16 protein-coding genes are annotated in these 18,192 nt (G+C 71.3%); 7 read left to right on the forward strand and 9 right to left on the reverse strand.

Features of this window, described 5'->3' with window-relative positions; genetic code table 11:
• Nucleotides 1–3 precede the first annotated feature (3 nt).
• The gene (locus ACTRO_RS12515) at nucleotides 4–972 is read right to left on the reverse strand and encodes an aldo/keto reductase (protein WP_034263304.1); all 969 of its coding nucleotides are present in this window, start codon (nucleotides 970–972) and stop codon (nucleotides 4–6) included.
• A 119-nt stretch (nucleotides 973–1,091) separates the two neighbouring features.
• On the opposite strand from ACTRO_RS12515, the gene pdxR reads away from it, so the two are divergent.
• Nucleotides 1,092–2,531 carry a MocR-like pyridoxine biosynthesis transcription factor PdxR gene (gene pdxR, locus ACTRO_RS12520; protein ID WP_211244213.1) on the forward strand — a complete coding sequence of 480 codons (1,440 nt, stop codon included), beginning with the start codon at nucleotides 1,092–1,094 and terminating at the stop codon, nucleotides 2,529–2,531.
• A 6-nt stretch (nucleotides 2,532–2,537) separates the two neighbouring features.
• Here the strand turns inward: pdxR and ACTRO_RS12525 are convergent, their stop codons facing one another.
• Together ACTRO_RS12525 and ACTRO_RS12530 are read right to left on the reverse strand one after the other, a co-directional pair.
• Entirely contained in the window at nucleotides 2,538–4,259 is a 1,722-nt protein-coding gene (locus ACTRO_RS12525; RefSeq protein WP_034263305.1) for an NAD-binding protein, read from the reverse strand.
• A gap of 193 nt (nucleotides 4,260–4,452) precedes the next feature.
• Nucleotides 4,453–4,914, reverse strand: a complete 462-nt coding sequence (locus ACTRO_RS12530) for an ester cyclase (RefSeq protein WP_034263307.1) — start codon at nucleotides 4,912–4,914, stop codon at nucleotides 4,453–4,455.
• A gap of 69 nt (nucleotides 4,915–4,983) precedes the next feature.
• Between ACTRO_RS12530 and ACTRO_RS12535 the strand changes: the two genes are divergently transcribed.
• Nucleotides 4,984–5,643, forward strand: coding sequence for a TetR/AcrR family transcriptional regulator C-terminal domain-containing protein (locus ACTRO_RS12535; protein ID WP_034263309.1), 660 nt, complete (start codon nucleotides 4,984–4,986; stop codon nucleotides 5,641–5,643).
• A 28-nt stretch (nucleotides 5,644–5,671) separates the two neighbouring features.
• Here the strand turns inward: ACTRO_RS12535 and ACTRO_RS12540 are convergent, their stop codons facing one another.
• The gene (locus tag ACTRO_RS12540; RefSeq protein ID WP_034263310.1) at nucleotides 5,672–6,271 is read right to left on the reverse strand and encodes a hypothetical protein; all 600 of its coding nucleotides are present in this window, start codon (nucleotides 6,269–6,271) and stop codon (nucleotides 5,672–5,674) included.
• 95 nt (nucleotides 6,272–6,366) lie between these two features.
• Here ACTRO_RS12540 and ACTRO_RS12545 point away from each other — a divergent pair, with 95 nt between their 5' ends.
• Nucleotides 6,367–6,912 carry a hypothetical protein gene (locus tag ACTRO_RS12545; protein ID WP_034263311.1) on the forward strand — a complete coding sequence of 182 codons (546 nt, stop codon included), beginning with the start codon at nucleotides 6,367–6,369 and terminating at the stop codon, nucleotides 6,910–6,912.
• A gap of 80 nt (nucleotides 6,913–6,992) precedes the next feature.
• Here ACTRO_RS12545 and ACTRO_RS12550 read toward each other — a convergent pair whose 3' ends face one another.
• On the reverse strand, nucleotides 6,993–8,051 hold the full coding sequence (locus tag ACTRO_RS12550) for a glycoside hydrolase family 19 protein (RefSeq protein WP_034274558.1): 1,059 nt from the start codon (nucleotides 8,049–8,051) through the stop codon (nucleotides 6,993–6,995).
• Nucleotides 8,052–8,281: 230 nt separating this feature from the next.
• Nucleotides 8,282–9,343 (reverse strand): phospho-N-acetylmuramoyl-pentapeptide-transferase, encoded by a 1,062-nt coding sequence (gene mraY, locus ACTRO_RS12555; protein WP_034263312.1) that lies wholly within the window; start codon nucleotides 9,341–9,343, stop codon nucleotides 8,282–8,284.
• A gap of 271 nt (nucleotides 9,344–9,614) precedes the next feature.
• On the opposite strand from mraY, the gene ACTRO_RS43250 reads away from it, so the two are divergent.
• On the forward strand, nucleotides 9,615–10,238 hold the full coding sequence (locus tag ACTRO_RS43250; protein ID WP_051450739.1) for a hypothetical protein: 624 nt from the start codon (nucleotides 9,615–9,617) through the stop codon (nucleotides 10,236–10,238).
• A 10-nt stretch (nucleotides 10,239–10,248) separates the two neighbouring features.
• On the opposite strand, the gene ACTRO_RS12565 is transcribed toward ACTRO_RS43250, so the two are convergent.
• Entirely contained in the window at nucleotides 10,249–10,710 is a 462-nt protein-coding gene (locus tag ACTRO_RS12565) for an HAD domain-containing protein (protein ID WP_034263313.1), read from the reverse strand.
• 112 nt (nucleotides 10,711–10,822) lie between these two features.
• Nucleotides 10,823–11,275 carry a hypothetical protein gene (locus ACTRO_RS12570; protein ID WP_034263315.1) on the reverse strand — a complete coding sequence of 151 codons (453 nt, stop codon included), beginning with the start codon at nucleotides 11,273–11,275 and terminating at the stop codon, nucleotides 10,823–10,825.
• 233 nt (nucleotides 11,276–11,508) lie between these two features.
• On the opposite strand from ACTRO_RS12570, the gene ACTRO_RS12575 reads away from it, so the two are divergent.
• On the forward strand, nucleotides 11,509–12,720 hold the full coding sequence (locus ACTRO_RS12575) for a cytochrome P450 (protein WP_051450740.1): 1,212 nt from the start codon (nucleotides 11,509–11,511) through the stop codon (nucleotides 12,718–12,720).
• A gap of 251 nt (nucleotides 12,721–12,971) precedes the next feature.
• Here ACTRO_RS12575 and ACTRO_RS12580 read toward each other — a convergent pair whose 3' ends face one another.
• Nucleotides 12,972–14,645, reverse strand: coding sequence for an ABC-F family ATP-binding cassette domain-containing protein (locus ACTRO_RS12580; RefSeq protein ID WP_034263317.1), 1,674 nt, complete (start codon nucleotides 14,643–14,645; stop codon nucleotides 12,972–12,974).
• 76 nt (nucleotides 14,646–14,721) lie between these two features.
• Between ACTRO_RS12580 and ACTRO_RS12585 the strand changes: the two genes are divergently transcribed.
• Nucleotides 14,722–15,084 carry a TraR/DksA family transcriptional regulator gene (locus ACTRO_RS12585; protein ID WP_034263319.1) on the forward strand — a complete coding sequence of 121 codons (363 nt, stop codon included), beginning with the start codon at nucleotides 14,722–14,724 and terminating at the stop codon, nucleotides 15,082–15,084.
• 399 nt (nucleotides 15,085–15,483) lie between these two features.
• Nucleotides 15,484–18,117, forward strand: coding sequence for a class III lanthionine synthetase LanKC (gene lanKC, locus ACTRO_RS12590; protein WP_063627982.1), 2,634 nt, complete (start codon nucleotides 15,484–15,486; stop codon nucleotides 18,115–18,117).
• Nucleotides 18,118–18,192 lie beyond the last annotated feature (75 nt).

Raw genomic sequence — 18,192 nt, forward strand, 5'->3', positions numbered from 1 at the left:
CACCTAGCAGGAGCCGCCCGCATCGAGTCGTGCGCGCAGCTCTTCCGGGATGGTCAGTTCGGCCGCGCCCAGGACATCCTCGAGCTGCTCGACCGAAGTCACGCCGAAGACCGGGATGATCGGAAGGGCGCCGCCCATCAGCCAGGCGAGCACGACCTGACCCGCCGGGGCGCCCAGCTCGGCGGCCACCTCGTCGAGCACGCGGAGGCGCTCGCGCGAAGCCGCGTGGCCGAAGCTGCCGGGCAGCGGGCGGTCCCGGTGCAGGTACGAGCCGGCCAACAGCGGCGAATAAGCCAGGATACTCATATCAGTGTGCTCGGACGCATAGTCGATCAGCTCGTCCGTCACCACGTGCAGCTGTGCCGGAGCGGGATGGGGCCACAGGTAGCTGCCTGCCTGCTGGACGCAGCTATAGCCCGGCAGACCGTGATCCGCGGCGATCCGCCGGGCCCGCTCGATCCGCCAGGTGGCCGAATTGCTGCAGCCCAGTACGGCGGCGGCGCCCTCCTCCACCAGGCCGGCGAATGCCCCCACCGTCTCCTCCAGCGGCGTCGACCGGTCGTCGTAGTGGGCGTAGAGCAGTCCTACCTGCTCGAGGTCGAGGCGCCGCAGCGAGTCGAGAGCCGCCTTGCGCACCACCGCGGCGGACAATCCCTCGAAGTTCTCCGGGACGGGCCGGCCGATCACGGTGGTGCGGCAGCCGATCTTGGTGGCGACGGTCACGCGGTCGGCCGCCTTGCGCGAGCGCAGCCAACGGCCGATCAGCTCCTCGCTCTCTCCGCCGTCCTTGGCGCCGACCCACTGGTTGTAGCAGTCGGCCGTGTCGACGAAGCTGCCGCCGGCGTCGAGGAACCGGTCCAGGATGGCGAAGGCCGTCGCCTCGTCGACGGACGTGCCGAAGTACATGGTGCCGAGGCACAGCCGGCTCACCCGGAGGCCGGCCGCCTCCGGCCCGATGTCTTGGTAAAGCATTGATCTACCTTCCGATGGTCTGGGCTCCGCGGAAAACGGTAGCGTGTCAATGGTCTGGTTCAGCAGGCCAATACCGCGCGGGAAAACCAGACCGATCACGGACAGGGGCGGGCATCGCGGTGGAGTCGTCGGACGGCGGGTTCTGGCTGGAGATCGCGGGCGGGGGCGGCCCCGGGAGCCGGCATCGGCGGCTGGCCCACGCGTTGCGGGAGGCGGTGCGGGAGCAGCGGCTGCCACCGGGCTCGCCCTTGCCGCCGAGCCGGCAGCTGGCCGCGGATCTGGGCTGTTCGCGCTGGGTCGTGACGGAGGCGTACGGGCAGCTGATCGCCGAGGGCTATCTGGAGGCGCGGACCGGCTCGGCGACCCGGGTGCGCGTGCTGGACACCCCGGCTGCGCCGACGCCGGCCGTACCGGTGGGAACCGGCGTCCGGCCCACCGCCCTGCTCGACCTGACGCCGGGGCAGCCGGATCTGCGCTCCTTTCCACGGCGGGCCTGGGGAGCCGCGGTGCACCGGGCGCTGACCGAGGCCGCCGACGCCGATCTGGGCGCCCGCCCGCGCGGGGGCCATCCGCGCCTGCGCGCCGTGCTGGCCGACTACCTCGGCCGGGTCCGCGGCGCCGCGGCACTCGGCCCAGATGTGTTGGTCTGCCGCGGAATCGCGGACGCGGTCAGCCAGATCTGCGTCGCGCTGCGCGAGAGAGGCATCCGGGAGATCGGCGTCGAAGAACCCTGCTGGGCGCAGGTGCGTCAGGCGGCGGGGGCGGCCGGGGTCGCGTGCGTACCCGTTCCGGTGGACGAGCACGGCATCCGGGCGGATCTGCTCGCGAACGCGCGCGACGGCTCACACCCGTACGCGCGGCTGCGGGCGGTGGCGGTGACTCCGGCGCACCAGTTCCCCACCGGCTCGGTGCTCGCGCCGCAACGGCGGGCCGCGCTGCTGCGGTGGGCGGAGGCGGCGGACGGCCTGGTGCTCGAGGACGACTACGACGCCGAGTTCCGCTATGACCGGGAGCCGGTCGGGGTGCTGCAGGGCATCGCCCCGGCCCGGGTGGCCCTGCTCGGCTCGGTCAGCAAGACCCTGTCGCCCGGGCTCGGCCTGGGTTGGGCGGTGCTGCCGCCCGCCTGGCTGCCGAGGGTGCTGGCCGGGCGCTCGCCGACCACGCCGCCGCCGGTCGTGGACCAGCTGGCCTTGGCCTCGTTCATCGAGTCCGGCGGCTACGATCGGCACCTACGGGCCCTGCGACGCCGGTATCGGGACCGCCGGGCCGCGCTGATCGCGGCGATTCGGACCGCGTTGCCGCAGGCGGAGGTCAGCGGCGCCGACGCCGGCCTGCACCTGGTGATCCGGCTGCCTGGGCCGCGCGGTCCGGATTGGAGCGCCCGGCTGGTGCGGGCGGCGGCCGATCGAGGGCTGATGCTCTCGCCGCTGGACTTCTTCCACAGCAGCGGCGCGGACGTCGGCCGCGCTCTGGTGATCGGCTACGGCAGCCTGCCCGACCACGCGGTGGTACGAGCGGCCGACCTGCTTCGCGCGGCCGTGGTCATGGCAGAGCACTGATGAGTGTCAGCGCGGCGGGGCGACGCGACTGGTGTGCCGGCCGAGCCCGGCGCGGGTGGTGACGAGAACGTACCTGTCACCGGCGCCGATGTGCCGACCGTGGTCCGGGCGCCAGAGGTAGTCGCGAGCGGTGGGTGAGCGTACTGCGATCACCCGGATCTCGCCGGGCTCCTCGATGTCGCGCAGCGTCCGGCCGACCAGCTCCGAGCCCTCTTCCGCCACGAACTCGGCGATGAGCACGACGTGCCGGTGCACCGAGAGGGTGCCGAGCACTTCGCGGCCCATCAGCGCGGCGGCGAACGCGGGCGCCGCGAGGTAGGAGACTGAGCGCGAGGCCGCGTTGTCAAAGGACTGGTACAGGTGCGCGGCGAAGTCGTCGTCGAACAGTCGCAGGACGATGCGCACGTCCGGCGCGATGGCCCGCGCCTCCAGGCACGCCTCCAGGTTGGCCGCGTCGTCACCGGTCAGCGCGATGACCGCGCGGCTGCGGTGCACGCGCGCCTGGCGCAGTTGGTGCTCGAGCGGCGCTTCGCCGGTGAGTACCGGGATGTCGAGCGCCCGCACCGCCAGGATGCCGCGCACGCTGACGTCGCTCTCTATGCAGACCACCGGGATGCCCAGCTGCTGTATCAGGGCCGCGACACGGGTGCCGACGTTGCCGAGGCCGATCACGACCACGTGGCCGCGCACGCCGCGGCTCGGCGGGCGCGGGGCCGAACGGCGCCGAGACGCGGCGTTCTCGACCAGGACGGCGGTGACGACGGCCATCAGCGGGACGCCGCTGAGCGTGATGGCCACCTGGGCGACCCGCTGCCAGGCTCCGCCGACGCCGGCCGACCCGAGCTGGCCGTAGACGTCCGGCACCGCGGAGCCGGTCAAGTCGAGCAGCGCCTGGTACACCGCCCAGGCGAACGGGCGGGCCAGCGCCCAGATCAGGACGAACGAGCAGATGACCGCGAGGACCGCGCCGAGCAGCACCATCCGCAGCTGGACGCCGGTGAAGAAGCGCACCACGTCGACCAGCCGCCAGACCGTGCGGGCGCCGCGCGAGACGACCGGCTTGGGCTCCTCGTCCACGAAGCGCAGTACGGCCCGGCTGCCCGGATCGACCACCTGCTGCCGCTCGGTCCGGCCGATCCAGATCGCGGCCGGGCCGGGCGCGTCCGGCAGCATCCGCATCCGGGCCAGATCCTGCCGGTCGATCCGGTCGGCGACGGTGCACAGGAAGTCCTCGCGCTCCCGGTCGGCGCTGATCTCGACGCTGACCGCCTGGTCGCCGACCCGGACCGAGTTCGGCCGGCGCAGCGCGGCGTTGACGAAGGCGGGCGCCGCGGTGGCGGACCGGGAGAGCGCGGAGCAGTTCTTCAGCAGCCGCTCGACGTGGGCGCCGAGGCGCTGGTTGTAGATCCGCAGCACGATGCGGATGCCCGGGTTCAGGGCCTGCACCCGCAGCGCGGTGTGGATGTTGCTCTGGTCGTCCCCGCCGACCAGGACGATGCCGCGGGCGGCGTCCGCGCCCGCGGCGGCCAGCGCCTCCTCGGTGACGGTGGCGGCCGGCACGACGCCGTCCGCCCCGAGGATCTTGCCGATCTCGGGCGCGTGGTCGTGGTCGCGGCTCGCCACGATGGCGACCACCGGCACGTCGTACTGCTCGGTCAGCTCGACGACCAAGCGGTGCGCGAGGGTGTTGGAACCGCAGACGATGTAATGGTCCGCGCGAGTCGACATGACGCCCGATGGTAGAGCACTGAGAGGTCGTCCGGGGAGGATCTGCCGCTCCCGGGCAGAGATGACCTGCAGCCTTCGAACCCAGAGCCGTTTCGCCCGGTGAATCCTCCCCGAACGACCTCTGAGCTCCTTGGGGGCGCCCGAACGGTCCGGAGCCCTGGCGACCCGGGTCGCCAGGGCTCCGGATCCGGCGTCAGTCGGTGGCCGGCCAGTCCCAGCCCAGCTGCAGGAACATGCCCAGCCGGTCGCTGACCGCGCGGATCTCGCTGATCCGGCCGTCGCGCACGGTGAAGATCCAGATCTGCTCGATGTCGCAGCGCCGGCCGGTGGGCTCGGGCATCCGCGGGTGGTAGCCGTCGTGCACGCCGGCCACCCGGATCCGGGCGGTCACCTCGTCGCCCTCGGCGATCAGCTGCTCGACCCGGAAGCCGTCGCCCTCGTCGCTGATGCTGAAGGCCTCCAGCTGCCGGCGGAAGCCCTCGATCGCCGCGCCCGGCGCGTCCTGCTCACCGAAGATGATCTTGTTGTGGTCGACCACGTCCGGCGCCAGGAAGCGGTCCCAGTCCGCGTCCGGCCCGCCGTTCAGAGCGTTCGCGAAATCGACGACGACCTGCTTGTTCGCGGCCAGCGCGGGCGCCGTGGCGGTGGCGGTCATGAGGAGCCCTCCCGTTTTTTCTTACGCTGTAAGTTTCCGACACCGCAAGCATGCCCTTACGATGTAAGAATGTCAACCGATCGTCCGCGCGGCCCGGGCCAACGGGCCGGCCTGACCCGCCAAGCCGTCCTCGACCACGCCCTCGACTACGTGGACCGCAGAGGGCTCAGTGCACTGACGATGCGCGCGCTCGGCGCCGAACTCGGCGTCGAGGCGATGACGCTCTACCACTACGTCCCCACCAAGGACGCCCTGCTCGACGGCATGCTCGAACGCAGCTTCACCCTGGCCACCCCCGCCCTCAGCGCCGACGCCGACGCCTCCTCCTGGCAGCAGGGCCTGCGCGAGTTCGCCCACGGCCTGCGCCAAGGCCTGCTGCGCCACCCCGGGATCCTGCCGCTGGCCACCTCGCGGCCGGCCGTCACCCCGGAAACGCTCGACCGCGTGGAAGTGTATCTACGTATGCTGACGCACGCCGGATTCGACCTAGGCCGCGCGCTGCACATGATCAATACCCTGGTTCTCCTCGTGGTCGGCCACGTGGCGGCCGAGACGCAGGTGACCCGGCAGGCCGAGGCCGGCGGCGCCGAGTGGCTCTCCGCGCTGGACCCCGCCCGCTACCCGCTGATGGTCGAGGCAGCCGCCACCGGCCGCGGCACCGACGACGCCGAGCGCTTCGCCTTTGCGGTCGACTGCCTCATCACCGGCTTCGCGCACAGCGCTTCGTAGCTCAGGGGGCGAGACGCTCCGGTCCCGGTTACGGCATCAACCCGATCAGCTGCAGCAGTTCGAAGAAGAGATCCTCGACGTACGGCTCTCTCTTCCGCTGCAAGTGCTGATCCACGTCTTCCGTGGCGACGTCGTAGCCGGCCGCCCGCGCCCAGGCGACCACGGCCTCGACCACGTCCGGCCGAGCCCGATCCAGTGCCCCGCGGACCTCCGCGGCGAGTGTGTCATAGAACTGCTCGCTGCCGAAGTCGCCACCGACGTAGTACGGGTCCTCATTCACCTCGTCGGCGAGCTTCTGAAACCAGCAGCCCGCAAGGGAATGCGTCGCGGCATCCGGATCGAGCCACCCGTCCACGAAGAGCGCGCCCGCCACCCCCCGCAGCCGCGCCACGTCGCTCTCGAAGACGTTGCACACGAGCACGGGATGTCCGGTGGCCTCGGCGATGTCCGTCAGCCACTCCCGGTCGTACTCGCCGGGGTCGTCGTCGTGGCTCACGTGCACGACGCGCCAGCCGTCGTTTCCCGTCCACTCGCCGAAGACCGGATGCCCGCTGGTGCCGACCGAAGCGTCAAGGTCCGCCAGCGCGTGCGGACTGCGGTAGACGACGACGTCGCCGTTGAAGCCCACGGTGTACTCCCGAAGTCCGGGTGATGGTAGCCGGACCCTACCGCCTCGGTGCGACACCGTCGCACGCCGCACGCAGAGTTCGTATACTGCGTCGGATGCCGGACCTCAATCAGCTTTCATCGCTCGCGCTTCCCGATTTCCTCGAAGCGGCGACGGCAGTCGCCGAGGCGCCCGATGAGGTGCCCCGCCGTCAGTGGCGCGGACTCGTCCAAGTCCTGGCGTCGCGGATCTCCGGCGAGCTCGCTCAGCTGGACGGCAAGGGCGTCATCGCGGCGCTCGGCACGTACACGGCGGTGCTTTCAGCGGCGGAGCACGCCGGCGGTGTCTCGCACGAGGACACCGTCGTGCGGAGGCTGAACCTCTCGGCCGTGCTCCTGCAGGTGCTCGACCCCAGCGCAGAGTCCGCGCTGCTCGATCCGCGGCGGATCGAGGCGCTGTTCCTGCGCGAGGTGCCGCTCGGGCTGGACCAGGCCGTGGAGCAGACTCCGCGGTGGCGCGACCTCGAGATCGCGGCGATCCGCCGTCTGCGCGGCGTGAAGAACATGCTCACCCCGACCCTGTCGGCGCTGCGTGCCGCGCGCGCGGAGCCGACCGATCCTCGGTTGCGGGCGTGGGAAGCCCTGCTGCCCGACCTGCCCTGATCCGTGGAACGGGGCCGACCGGTCGTCCGGCGGCTCGCGCCGCGGGACGACCGGCCTGTCGCTTCCGGACAGTCCCCGCCTCAGCAGGTGAGGTTGCCGCCGGGGCTGACACCGAGGATGGAGGCGAAGGACTCGTAGTCGTTGACCCGGTCCTGCATCTCAGCGGAGTTGCCGCCGTTGCATTCGATGTCGTTGATGGCCCGGATGGTGGCGCCGAAGCCGGAGCCGCCGACCATCGCCTGGTGGGAGGTCACCGAGCCGTTTCCGGTGCCGGTGAACCAGTACCACAGCGCGGTCCCCCAGGAGACGGCCGCGTTGGTGGAGACCAGGTTGGGGTTGTCGAGCAGGTCCTGACCCAGCGCCTGCCCGGCCGCGTAGTAGTTGAAGTTCCACGAGATCTGCAGCGGGCCGCGGCCGTAGTAGGCGTAGGTGCCGGCCGGGCAGCCGTAGGACTCGGACGCGCAGTAGTCCCCGGACTGGTCGATCTCGTTGATGTAGACCAGTCCGCCGGTCTCGTGGTCGACGTTGGCCAGGAACGCCGCAGCCTCCTGCTTCTCGACCGTGGTGCCGCCGGTGGTGGCGAAGGCCGGGTAGGAGCTGAGCGCCGCGACCAGGCCGGAGTAGGTGTAGAACGAGTTGCGGCCCGGGAACATCTGGTCGAACTGCGCCTCGCTCACGACGAACCCGCTGGTGCCGCCTCCCGTTCCACCGCCGCCGCCGGAACCGGAGCAGGTGTACGGCGACCAGTACCAGGTGCTGATCGTCGGGTCGTAGCCCGGATTCGCGTTCGTGGCGATGTAAAGCTGGCCGTTCGCGGTGTAGGTGACGATGTCACCGACGTTGTAGTTCTGACCGGCGACCCACGCCGGGTAACTGCAACTACCGGTGCCGCCGCCACCGGATCCGCCGCTGCTGCCGCCGCTGCACGCGCCCTGGTCGGCCCAGACGGCCTGGCCGTTGTTGCCGGGGATGTCGCCCTGGGTCCACCACTTGGCGGACCAGTTGTCGCCGTTGTAGGAGGCGGTCATGCCGCCGGTGTAGACGGCGCTCGCGCTCCACGCCGCGGCGCACGCCGCTTCGGCGGCGGCCGGCTGCGCCGTGGCGACCGGCACGAACAGACCGAGGGCGCCGACCAGCATGGCCAGCACGGCGGTGAATCTGAGGCGCAGCGCCTCATGGAGGTGGGACACGGGCCACTCCTTGAAAATGGTGGGTGAGTGGTGTCATCGCCTCACAGTTAGCTACATTGGTCCAGACCAGTCAAGAGCACCCGGGCAAAGAATCGGTCTAGACCATTCGTCGGACCTGTCCGCCGGGCCGGGGGACCGGGGGACCGGGGGCCGTCAGCCCGCTGCCGCTGCCGCCGCCGTCAGCCGTTCGCCGCGAAGCCGCCGTAGAACACGCCGAGCCCGAGCGTCACGCAGAGCCCTGCGATGATCCAGAACCTGATGGTGATGTTGGCCTCCTGCCAGCCGATCAGCTCGAAGCTGTGGTGGATCGGGGCCATCGGGAACACCCGCTTGCGCCGAAGCTTGAACCAGCCCACCTGGATCACCACCGAGAGCAGTTCGAACACGAACAGGCCTCCGATGATCACGGCGAGCAGCTCCGTGTGCGTGCAGATGGACAGGCCCGCGAAGGCGCCGCCGAGGCCCAGCGAGCCGGTGTCGCCCATGAAGATCTTCGCCGGAATGGCGTTCCACCAGAGGAATCCGAAGCACGAGCCCATCACCGCCGCCGCGACGACGGCCAGGTCCAGCGGATCGCGCACCTCGTAGCAGCCCTTTGCGGAACCCGAGCCGCAGCTCTGCCCGTACTGCCACACCCCGATCACCAGGTACGCGGCGAACGCCATCACGGAGGCGCCGGTGCACATGCCGTCCTCGCCGTCGGTGATGTTGACTGCGTTGGACCAGCCTGCGGTCAGCACATAGCTCCAGAGCACGAACAGCACCGGGCCCAGGCCGAGCCAGCCGATGTCGTGCAGGAACGACACGTGGTCGCTGGCCGGGGTCAGCCCCATGGAGTTGTGGAAACGCAGTGCCAGCAACGCGAACGCGATCGTGACCACCCACTGGCCGACGAGCTTCGCCTTCGCGCGCAGGCCGAGGGACCGGCGTCGGTGGATCTTGATGAAGTCGTCGACGAACCCGACCATGCCCATGCCCGCCATCAGCAACAGCACCAGCAGGGCCGAGGCCGTCGGCCGCTGCCAGGTCAACGCCTTGGTGAGGAAGTAGGCGACCAGCGTGGACAGCACGATCACGATGCCGCCCATCGTGGGCCGGCCCTGCTTGACCAGGTGAGCCTGGACGCCGTCGGTCCGCACCTGCTGGCCGAAGCCGCGGCGGGTGAACACCTTGATCGCGATCGGGGTTCCGCCGAGCGAGCAGATCAGGGCGATGACTGAGGCGTAGAGAACCGCTCTCATCACGGTGGGGCTCCTCCAAGGGGTCGGAAAGCGAGGGCCATCACGCCGCGACGGGGCGGGCGCCGGACGGACATCCGACATCGTAGGGACGGGCACGCCCACTATGGCGGCCGCACGGACGAGGGTGCCCGGCCCACGGGAGCTGCGCGAAGGGTTTTGACCAGGCCATTCGATGCGCGCGCCCGATAATCGGCGACCGGATCGGAATTCGTCGCGGTTCACGCCCTCCCCCGGCTCGCATGAGAGCGGTTCATCAGGTAATCCGGAAGACATGGACCTCGTACATGTCCCCGTACTCAAGGCCCGGCTCAAGTCGCGGACGGCCTCCTACCTGCCCCATCGCCACGCGAGGAGCGTGGCCGAGCTGCGGCGCGCCTACCCGGGCCTCGGGCCCGACGAGCTCGCCAAGCGGCTCGTGTCCGACGCGGCGCGCTCCACCGCCGCCGTGGGCGCGGCCGGCGCCTCCTGCGCCCTGTTGCCGTTCCCGGGCGCGGCGCCGCTGGCGGCGGCCGGGGAGTCGGCCGCGGCGGGCGCGCTGCGGGCTCGGGTGGCCGCCGAACTGCGCACCGCGTACGGCCTGGGCGGCCCGAGCGTGCCGCGCGAGGGCACCGCCGAGCACTTCAAGCAGTGGGTCTCGCGCAGTCCGGACGGAAATCTCGCGTCCTTCGCGGCCGTGCCCGGTCTCGCTCTCTCGGCGCTCCGGGCGGTGCCGCGCCAGGCCCGTCGCCGGCTGCCGAAGGCCCGCACGCTGCTGACGGCTACGGCCGTCCTGACCGGTCTGCGCGCGGGGCGCCAGACCCGGCGGTACGCGGAGGCGCTGCGGCGCGACCTGGTCGCGGATCCGGCGGCGTGGTCGGAGTGGCCCGACGAGCCGGGCTCGCCGCCGGCACGCTGACCGAATCCGGCTACCGCGACCCTCGCAGCCATTCGTCGAGGGCTGCGAAGTCCTCGTCGGCCAGGCCCCGGTCCGCAGCGACGTGGTGAAGCAGGGCTCTGCCAGGGTGGACCCGCGCCACCCACTCCCGATCGGCGTCCGTGAGCTCGTCGTCGATCCAGACGAAGTCCCGTCCCTGCGCCCACGCGACCAGCGCCCGGGTCTTCCAGTGCAGGCCGAACCAGGTGTCCTCGCGCTCGTGGTGCGGCGCGGGCTCCGGCCAGATCACCACCGGCAGCTCGGGCAGCCCGATCCGCGGCGCGATCTCGGCGTTCGCGCCGTCCTCCCAGGCGGTGGCCCAGACGAGCCGGCCCGGCAGCGCGGCGAGCCGAAGCCCGAGCGACGCGCTGAGCCCGGCCAGGTCGCGTGTGAACGGAAGCACCGGCCCGTCGACGTCCAGGAAGACCAGCGGCAGGAACGCGTCATCGGCCATGGCCGAACGTTACCGCCGTGCGCTGGACACAGAACACTGGCGTGATGCCGGGAGCGGTGGGTAGCTCCCGGCATCACCCCGGTCTCAAGCCTTGGTTCTACCGCCGCAGGGCTTACTGCTGCGCGGCGACCTCGGTCGGGACCTGGGCGAACGGCGCGGCGGCACCGGCGAGCACGTCGAGGTCCTTGTTCCAGATCCGGCCTATGTTGATCTTGGTGGCCTTGGCCTCGCCCGGGAAGCGGACGTAGAGCTTGCCCCAGACCGCGCCCTTCTGGACCTTCTCGATCGCCCCGCTCGCCAGCGGCACGACGGCGACGATCTCCTTGGGGTTGGCCGCGATCCGACCGGCCCGGTTGACCACCACGCTGGTGTTGGTGACCGTGACGAAGTAGTACTTGCGGAAGGCCTGCATGATGGTCGCGCCGATGCTGCCGATCACGGTGTCGAGCCACGGGCTGGGGCCGGTCATACCGTGCACGCAGGCGACGAACTGCTCACCGGGAGGCGCGACCTGACTCAGAGTCTCGATGACCTTGTTGCGCATGCCGCTCTTGGTGATGGGCACTTTCGTTCCCTTGCTTCCGGGTGGTCGCCTTCCGGGATCCCGGAGGCGAGCAGACACTATCGGCAGATGCGTATGTTGACAATTCCCGGCGGCTGTGGCACTGCCGGGCCCCAGCCGCCGGGGATCAGGTGCCGCGCGGTCCTTGCGCGGCGACGCGACCGGATTACCTTGAGCTTCAAGAGCACCGTGCCGAACGCACGGTCCTGACACGCAAGAGCCGAAAGGTCGCGCGCATGACTGAGACCGTCGGGACGGCCGATCTGCCGTCTTACCCGTTCCCCAGCGACTCGCTCACCCCGCCGGCCGAGTTCGCCGAACGCCGGGCGACCTGCCCGTTCGGGCAGGTGCGGCTGCCGAGCGGGGATCCGGCGATCCTGCTGCTGACCTACCGGGACGTGGCCGCGGCGATGGCCGACACCCGGCTCTCGCACGATCTGACCGGGCCCGACGCGCCGCGGATGACGGTGGAGCCGAGCTTCCTGCAGGACCCTGACATCCTGCTCAACAAGGACGGCGAGGACCACCTGCGGATCCGGCGCATCGTCGCCTCGGCGTTCACCCCGCGCCGGGTCGAGCGGTGGAAGCCGGTGATCGAGCAGGTGGCCGACGAGCTGATCGACGCCCTGGTCACCGCCGGGCCGCCGGCCGAGCTGGTATCCGAGTACTGCTTCGCTCTGCCGGTGCGCATCATCTGCCGGCTGCTGGGCGTGCCGGAGCGCGACGCGCTGCGCTTCCGGGTCTGGTCCAACGCCTTCTCCTCCGGCGCGCAGATGACGCCGGAGGAGACGATGGCCCAGGTCGGCGCGTTCCTCGGGTACGTGGCCGAGCTGATCGCGGCGAAGCGGGCGGAGCCCGGCGAGGATCTGATCGACGACCTGATCGCGGCGCGCGACGGCGCGGACCGGCTGACCGAGCACGAGCTGCTGAGCCTGGTGACCGGCTTGATCGCGGTCGGCAACGAGACCACCTCGACCGCACTGAGCCGGTTCCTGGCCGAGCTGCTCAACGACGGTCGCAAGCTGTGGAACGACCTGCTGGCGGACCCGAGCCTGGTGCCGGCCGCGGTGGACGAGCTGCTGCGCTACACCGGCCTGAGCAACAGCACGATGCTGCGCCTCGCCGTCGCGGACGTGGACCTGCCCTCCGGCCGGGTCGAGGCCGGCCAGGCGATCGCGATCCCCAGCAACGGCGCGATGCGCGACCCCGAGGCGTATCCAGACCCTGACACGATCCGGTTCGACCGCCGGGCCCCGATGCCGCTGATCTTCGGCGGCGGACCGCACTACTGCCTCGGCGCGCACCTGGCCAAGGCCGAGTTGAGCATCGGCCTCGGCGCCCTGCTGCGGCGGCTGCCGACGCTGCGGATGACGGTCGAACGGGAGGAGCTGGAGTTCAGCGGCGGCGAGATCGTCGACTCGATGATCGCGCTGCCCGCCGCCTGGTGACGGCGCGGGCCGCGGGCTCACCCGGGTGGCCGAGGCGTCCTCGCGGCCGGGGGCGCCGGACGGTTCGACAGTTTGAAGACACGGCCGAGGCCACGAACGCCACGTATACCGGCCCACCGGTGAGTTGGACGCCGAGCACTGGACGCTCGGCGCCTACCTCATCGACCATATCGAGGTGCTGTCTTCCTTCCGCCTCTACCTGTGAGCCGTCGCAGTGGGCTGATGTGGCAATGGGCTGACAGCGGCGCGGCTCACCGGTCGAGCTCGGTCACCCGGCCGTCCTCGACCGCGAAGCGGCGGTTCACGGTGACCGCGTCGAGCATCCGCCGGTCGTGCGTGACCAGCAGGAACGTGCCCGGATAGTTCGCCAGCGCGGATTCGAGCTGCTCGATCGCGGCCAGGTCGAGGTGGTTCGTCGGCTCGTCCAGGATCAGAAGGTTGACACCTCGGGCCTGCAGCAGCGCGAGCGCCGCGCGGGTGCGCTCGCCCGGGGACAGGCTCGCCGCCGGACGCAGCACGTGCTCCGCCTTGAGCCCGAACTTGGCCAGCAGCGTCCTGACATCCGCCGGAGTGAGGTCGGACACCTGGCCGGCGAAGGCCTCGAGCAGCGGCGAGTTGTCGGTGAACAGGCTGCGGGCCTGATCCACCTCGCCGACGACCACGCCGGAGCCGAGCGAAGCCTGCCCGGAGGCGAGCTCGTGCCGGCCCAGCAGGGCGCCGATCAGCGAGGACTTGCCGGAGCCGTTCGGCCCGGTGACCGCGACCCGGTCCGCCCAGTCGATCTGCAGGCTGACCGGCCCGAGCGTGAACTCGCCGCGCTGCACCACCGCCTCGCGCAGCGTCGCCACCACCGCTCCGGAGCGCGGCGCCGCGGCGATCTCCATCCGCAGCTCCCACTCCTTGCGCGGCTCCTCGACCACGTCGAGCCGCTCGAGCATCCGCTCGGTCGCCTTGACCTTCCCGGCCAGCTTCTCCGAGCGCGCGACCTGCGCGTGCAGAATGTGCTTGTCGTTGTCGGTGGCCTTCGACTTCGCCTCGCGCACGCCCTTGTCCGCCCAGCCGACCTGCGTGCGCATCCTGGCCTCGAGCCCGGCCCGGGTGTCCGCGTACTGCTCGTAGGCGTCGCGCGCCTGCCGCCTGGCCCGCTCCCGCTCCTCCAGGTACGCGCCGTAGCCGCCGCCGTAGAGCCGGACCTGCTGCTGCGCGAGGTCGAGTTCGAGCACGCGGTGCACCGTGCGGTCGAGGAACGCGCGGTCGTGGCTGACCAGCACGGCTCCGGCGCGCAGGTTGCGCACGAAGTCCTCGAGCAGTTCGAGGCCGGCCAGGTCGAGGTCGTTGGTGGGCTCGTCGAGCAGGAAGACGTCGTAGCGGGAGAGCAGCAGCGAGGCCAGGTTCGCCCGCGCGCCCTGCCCGCCGGAGAGCGTCGCCATCGGCTGGTCCAGGCTCACCCGCAGGCCGAGCGTCCCGGCGACCTTCTCGGCCCGCTCCTCGAGGTCGGCGCCGCCGAGGTTGAGCCAGCGGTCCAGCGCGACGGCATACGCGTCATCCGCGCCGGGCGCCTGCTCCACCAGCAGCTCGGTGGCCGCGTCCAGCGCTTCTTGGGCCTTCGTCACGCCGGTGCGCCGCCCGAGGAACGCGCGCACGCTCTCGCCGGCGCCCTCGTCGGACGCCGTCCGGCGGGTCGCTCCGATCACCTGCGGCAGATACCCGACGGTCGCGGTCGGCGGGCTCAAGGTGATGGTCCCGCCCTCCCCCGCGCCGTCGTCGAGCCCGGCCAGCAGGCGCAGCAGGGTGGATTTCCCCGCGCCGTTGACGCCTACGAGCCCGGTGACCTCACCCGGCGCGACGACCAGGTCGAGGCCGGAGAAAAGCACGCGGTCGCCGTGCCCGGCGCTGAGGTTCTTCACAGTCAGGGTGGCGCTCATTCGACCGATCTTAGCCGTCGGGCCCGCGGCCCGGCGTGCGAGGAATGCCCGCACCCGCCCCGGCGCTGTGAACGATATGGGCGATTCCTCCGATCTGCGGACACGGCTGGCCGACGCGCGCGAGCGCACGCTCGCACAGGTCGCCGCGTTGAGCGAGGAGTTCGACGGGCTGGTGGAGGCGAACGCCCTGGTCGCGGTCGACGACGAGCACGATCCGGAGGGATCGAGCACCGCTTTCGAGCGGGCTCATGTGGCCTCGCTGCTCGGGGCGGCGCGGGAGCACGTGGCGCAGCTCGACCAGGCGCTGGAGCGGGTGGAGTCGGGCGACTACGGACGGTGCGCGGTGTGCGGCGGGGAGATTCCGGCCGAACGGCTCGAGGTGCGGCCGGCGGCGAGCACCTGCGTGGGGTGCGCCGGCAAGCTCCGGCGACCCGCGTGACGGCCCGGGCGGCGGGATATATCGCAAAACCCTTTCATACTCCGTGATAGGCCTGCACGCCGGGATTTCCCCGAGCGCGCAACGGAATCCGGCCGCATCCGTATCGGCGCCCGTCGGCGTGCACGTCACGACCCGCCGCCCCGCGTGCGCCCGCTGCCGTACGGTCATCGCTCTTGTCATACAGTCACCGGCTGCGCGCCACCAGCCCAGGCACGCAGTCTTGTGCGCCTCGAATGCGGACTTCACGCCCCGGGGTCGGCCGGGTTAGGTTGATTCGTGTCGCCACATTTATCAGAAGCCTGATTGTTGGTGCGTATGATCGCGTCGTTGATTTACTGAGCCGTTCGCATGATGTGATGCGTCTCGACTTCTGCGTGTGCTGCCAACGGAGGATCCGCCATGGACATGCTTTACGAAGCGTACTCGTACGCAGATGCGCTCTTCTACGATTCGCCCGTCCGTTGGGGCTCGATCGAGGAGTTCGCCGCGGCCGGCGAGCCGCTGCCGCCCGGGTGGCTGCGCAACGCCCGTGACGTGTGGGTGGGCCTGCAGCCGGAGGAGGCGGAGCTGCCGGAACAGGGCTGGAAGATCCACGTCTCGGCGCGGCTGGAGAATGCGGAGCGGGTGCTCGCCATCGTCCACGCGTACTGCCTCGAGCAGCGGATGGCATTCAAATACCTGCGCAGCCCGGCTCTCGTGCACACGCAGAACGCGAAGTACGCCGCCCGCGGTTCCAGCGGGAAGTTCCTCACCCTGTATCCGACGGATGACCAGCTGCTGGAACGATGTCTGGAGGATCTGGGCGCGGCTCTGTCCGGGGAGCAGGGCCCTTATATTCTCAGCGATCTGCGGTGGGGCGACGGACCGCTGTACCTGCGCTACGGCGGATTCACCGAGCAGTACTGCCGATCCGAGACGGGCGAGCTCGTGCTCGCGCTGCGCGAGCCCTCCGGCCGGCTGCGGCCGGACGTGCGCCGGGCCGTGTTCGAAGTGCCGGAGTGGGCGCCGGTGCCGGGGGTGCTGGCCACCGCGCTGGCCCAGCGCGCCTCCAACAGCGTCGCCGACTTCCCCTTCAGCATCGAGTCGGCACTGCACTTCTCCAACGGCGGCGGCATCTACCTGGGCGCCCGCACCGACGGCGACGACAAGCGCCCGGTCGTCCTGAAGGAGGCCCGGCCGCACGCCGGCCTCGACCAGCGCGGCGTGGACGCGGTGACCCGGCTCGGCCACGAACGCGACATCCTGGAGCGGCTGCGCGGGGTGGACGCGGTGCCCGAGGTCCTGGGCTACCTGACCGCGTGGGAGCACCATTTCCTGGTCCAGGAGTACATCGAGGGCGAGCCGCTCAACCTCTGGTTCGGCCGGCGGTTCCCGCTCATCCACCCCGACACGGACGAGCAGACCGTGGCCGACTACCGGCAGGAGGCGCTCAAGGTCCTCGCGAGCGCCGAAGAGGGGCTGCGGGCCATCCACGAGCGCGGCGTCGTGTTCGGCGACCTGCATCCGCGCAACCTCATCGTCCGGCCGGACGGCCGGGTCGCCTTCATCGACTTCGAACTCGCCTCGCCCGCGGACGCCTTCCTGCGTCCGGCGCTCGGCGCGGCCGGCTTCGCGGCGCCCGCGGCGGTCACCGGATTCGCGGTGGACGAGTACGCGATGGCCGCGCTGACCCTCTGGTGCTTCGTCCCGCTGCTGCCTCTGACCGCGCTGGATCCGAACAAGGTCGGCGAACTCGCCGAAGCGGCCCGGCTGCGCTTCGACCTGCCCGCCGACATGATCGAGTCCATACGCACCCGGCTGTCGGCGACGTCACCCGCCGCACGGCCCGACCACGCGCCCCGGCGCGATCCCGGCCCGCGACTTCGAGCCCTGCTGAGCGGCGATAGCGCCGACTGGCCCGCGTTGCGCGACTCGATCGCCGCCGCGATCACCGCCAGCGCCACGCCCGAACGCGAGGACCGGCTCTTTCCCGGCGACCCCGCGCAGTTCACCCACGACGGCCTCGGCTTGGCCTACGGCGCGGCCGGAGTCCTGCACGCCCTGCACGTCTCCGGCGCCGCAGTCGATCCCGAGCACGTCGAGTGGCTCGTCGACGCCGTCGACCGAGAGCGGGTCAGACCGGGTCTGTTCATCGGCTCGCACGGCGTCGCCTACGCGCTGGAGCGGCTCGGCCGCACCGAGGAGGCGGTGAACCTGCTCGACCAGTTGATGGGCCGTCCCTTCGACGAGGCGGGTACCGACCTGCTCGCCGGGCTGCCGGGGATCGGGCTGACGCTGCTGCACTTCTCCGCCGTGCTCGGCGACCGGGCGCTGCGGGACTGGGCCGAGAACGCCGCCGACCGCCTGGCCGACGCGCTGCACCAGCCGGCCGCGGCGTCGCCTGCCGACGCCGCGGACTCGGACCTCGTGGCGGGCACGGGCCTCCTGCGCGGCGCCAGCGGTTCCGCGCTGTTGTTCCTGCGGCTCTACGAGACCACGGGTGACAGTGCCCTGCTCGACCTGGCCCGGGAAGCCCTCGACCTGGACCTGGCGCACTGCCAGCTGGGCGAGGACGGCACGCTCCAGGTGGACGAGGGGTCCCGGGTGCTGCCGTACATCGAGACCGGCAGCGCCGGGATCGGGTTCGTCCTGCACGACTACCTGGCGCATCGGCCCGATCCGGCCCTGCGGCTGCTCGAGGACCAGATCCGGCGGGCGGCGGAACCCGAGTTCATCGTCCAGTCCGGGCTCTTCAACGGCCGTGCGGGGCTCCTGGCCTACCTCGCCCATCTGCGCGGCGGCTCGAACGGCTTCGACGCCGTGATCCGCCGTCACATCCGTTCGCTGGCCTGGCATCTGGTGCCCTATCAGGGCCACGCGGCCTTCCCCGGAGACCAGTTGCTGCGGCTCTCGATGGATGTGGCGACCGGCTCGGCCGGCGTGCTCCTGGGCCTCGGTTCCGTGCTCGCGGACGTCACCGCGCTCCCCTTCACCGCCTCCGCCCGCGTCACGGCCGGCGTCGCGGCGGACGCCGCCCCGGCGCTCGACGGCTGAAGCACCTCGCGACGGCGACACCGTCGCCCCCGAACTCCGGCGAAACCCGCCGGATGGCAAGGCAACCGAAGAAGT

This window comes from Actinospica robiniae DSM 44927 (assembly GCF_000504285.1).
In the GTDB taxonomy this organism is placed as follows: Bacteria; Actinomycetota; Actinomycetes; order Streptomycetales; family Catenulisporaceae; genus Actinospica; species Actinospica robiniae.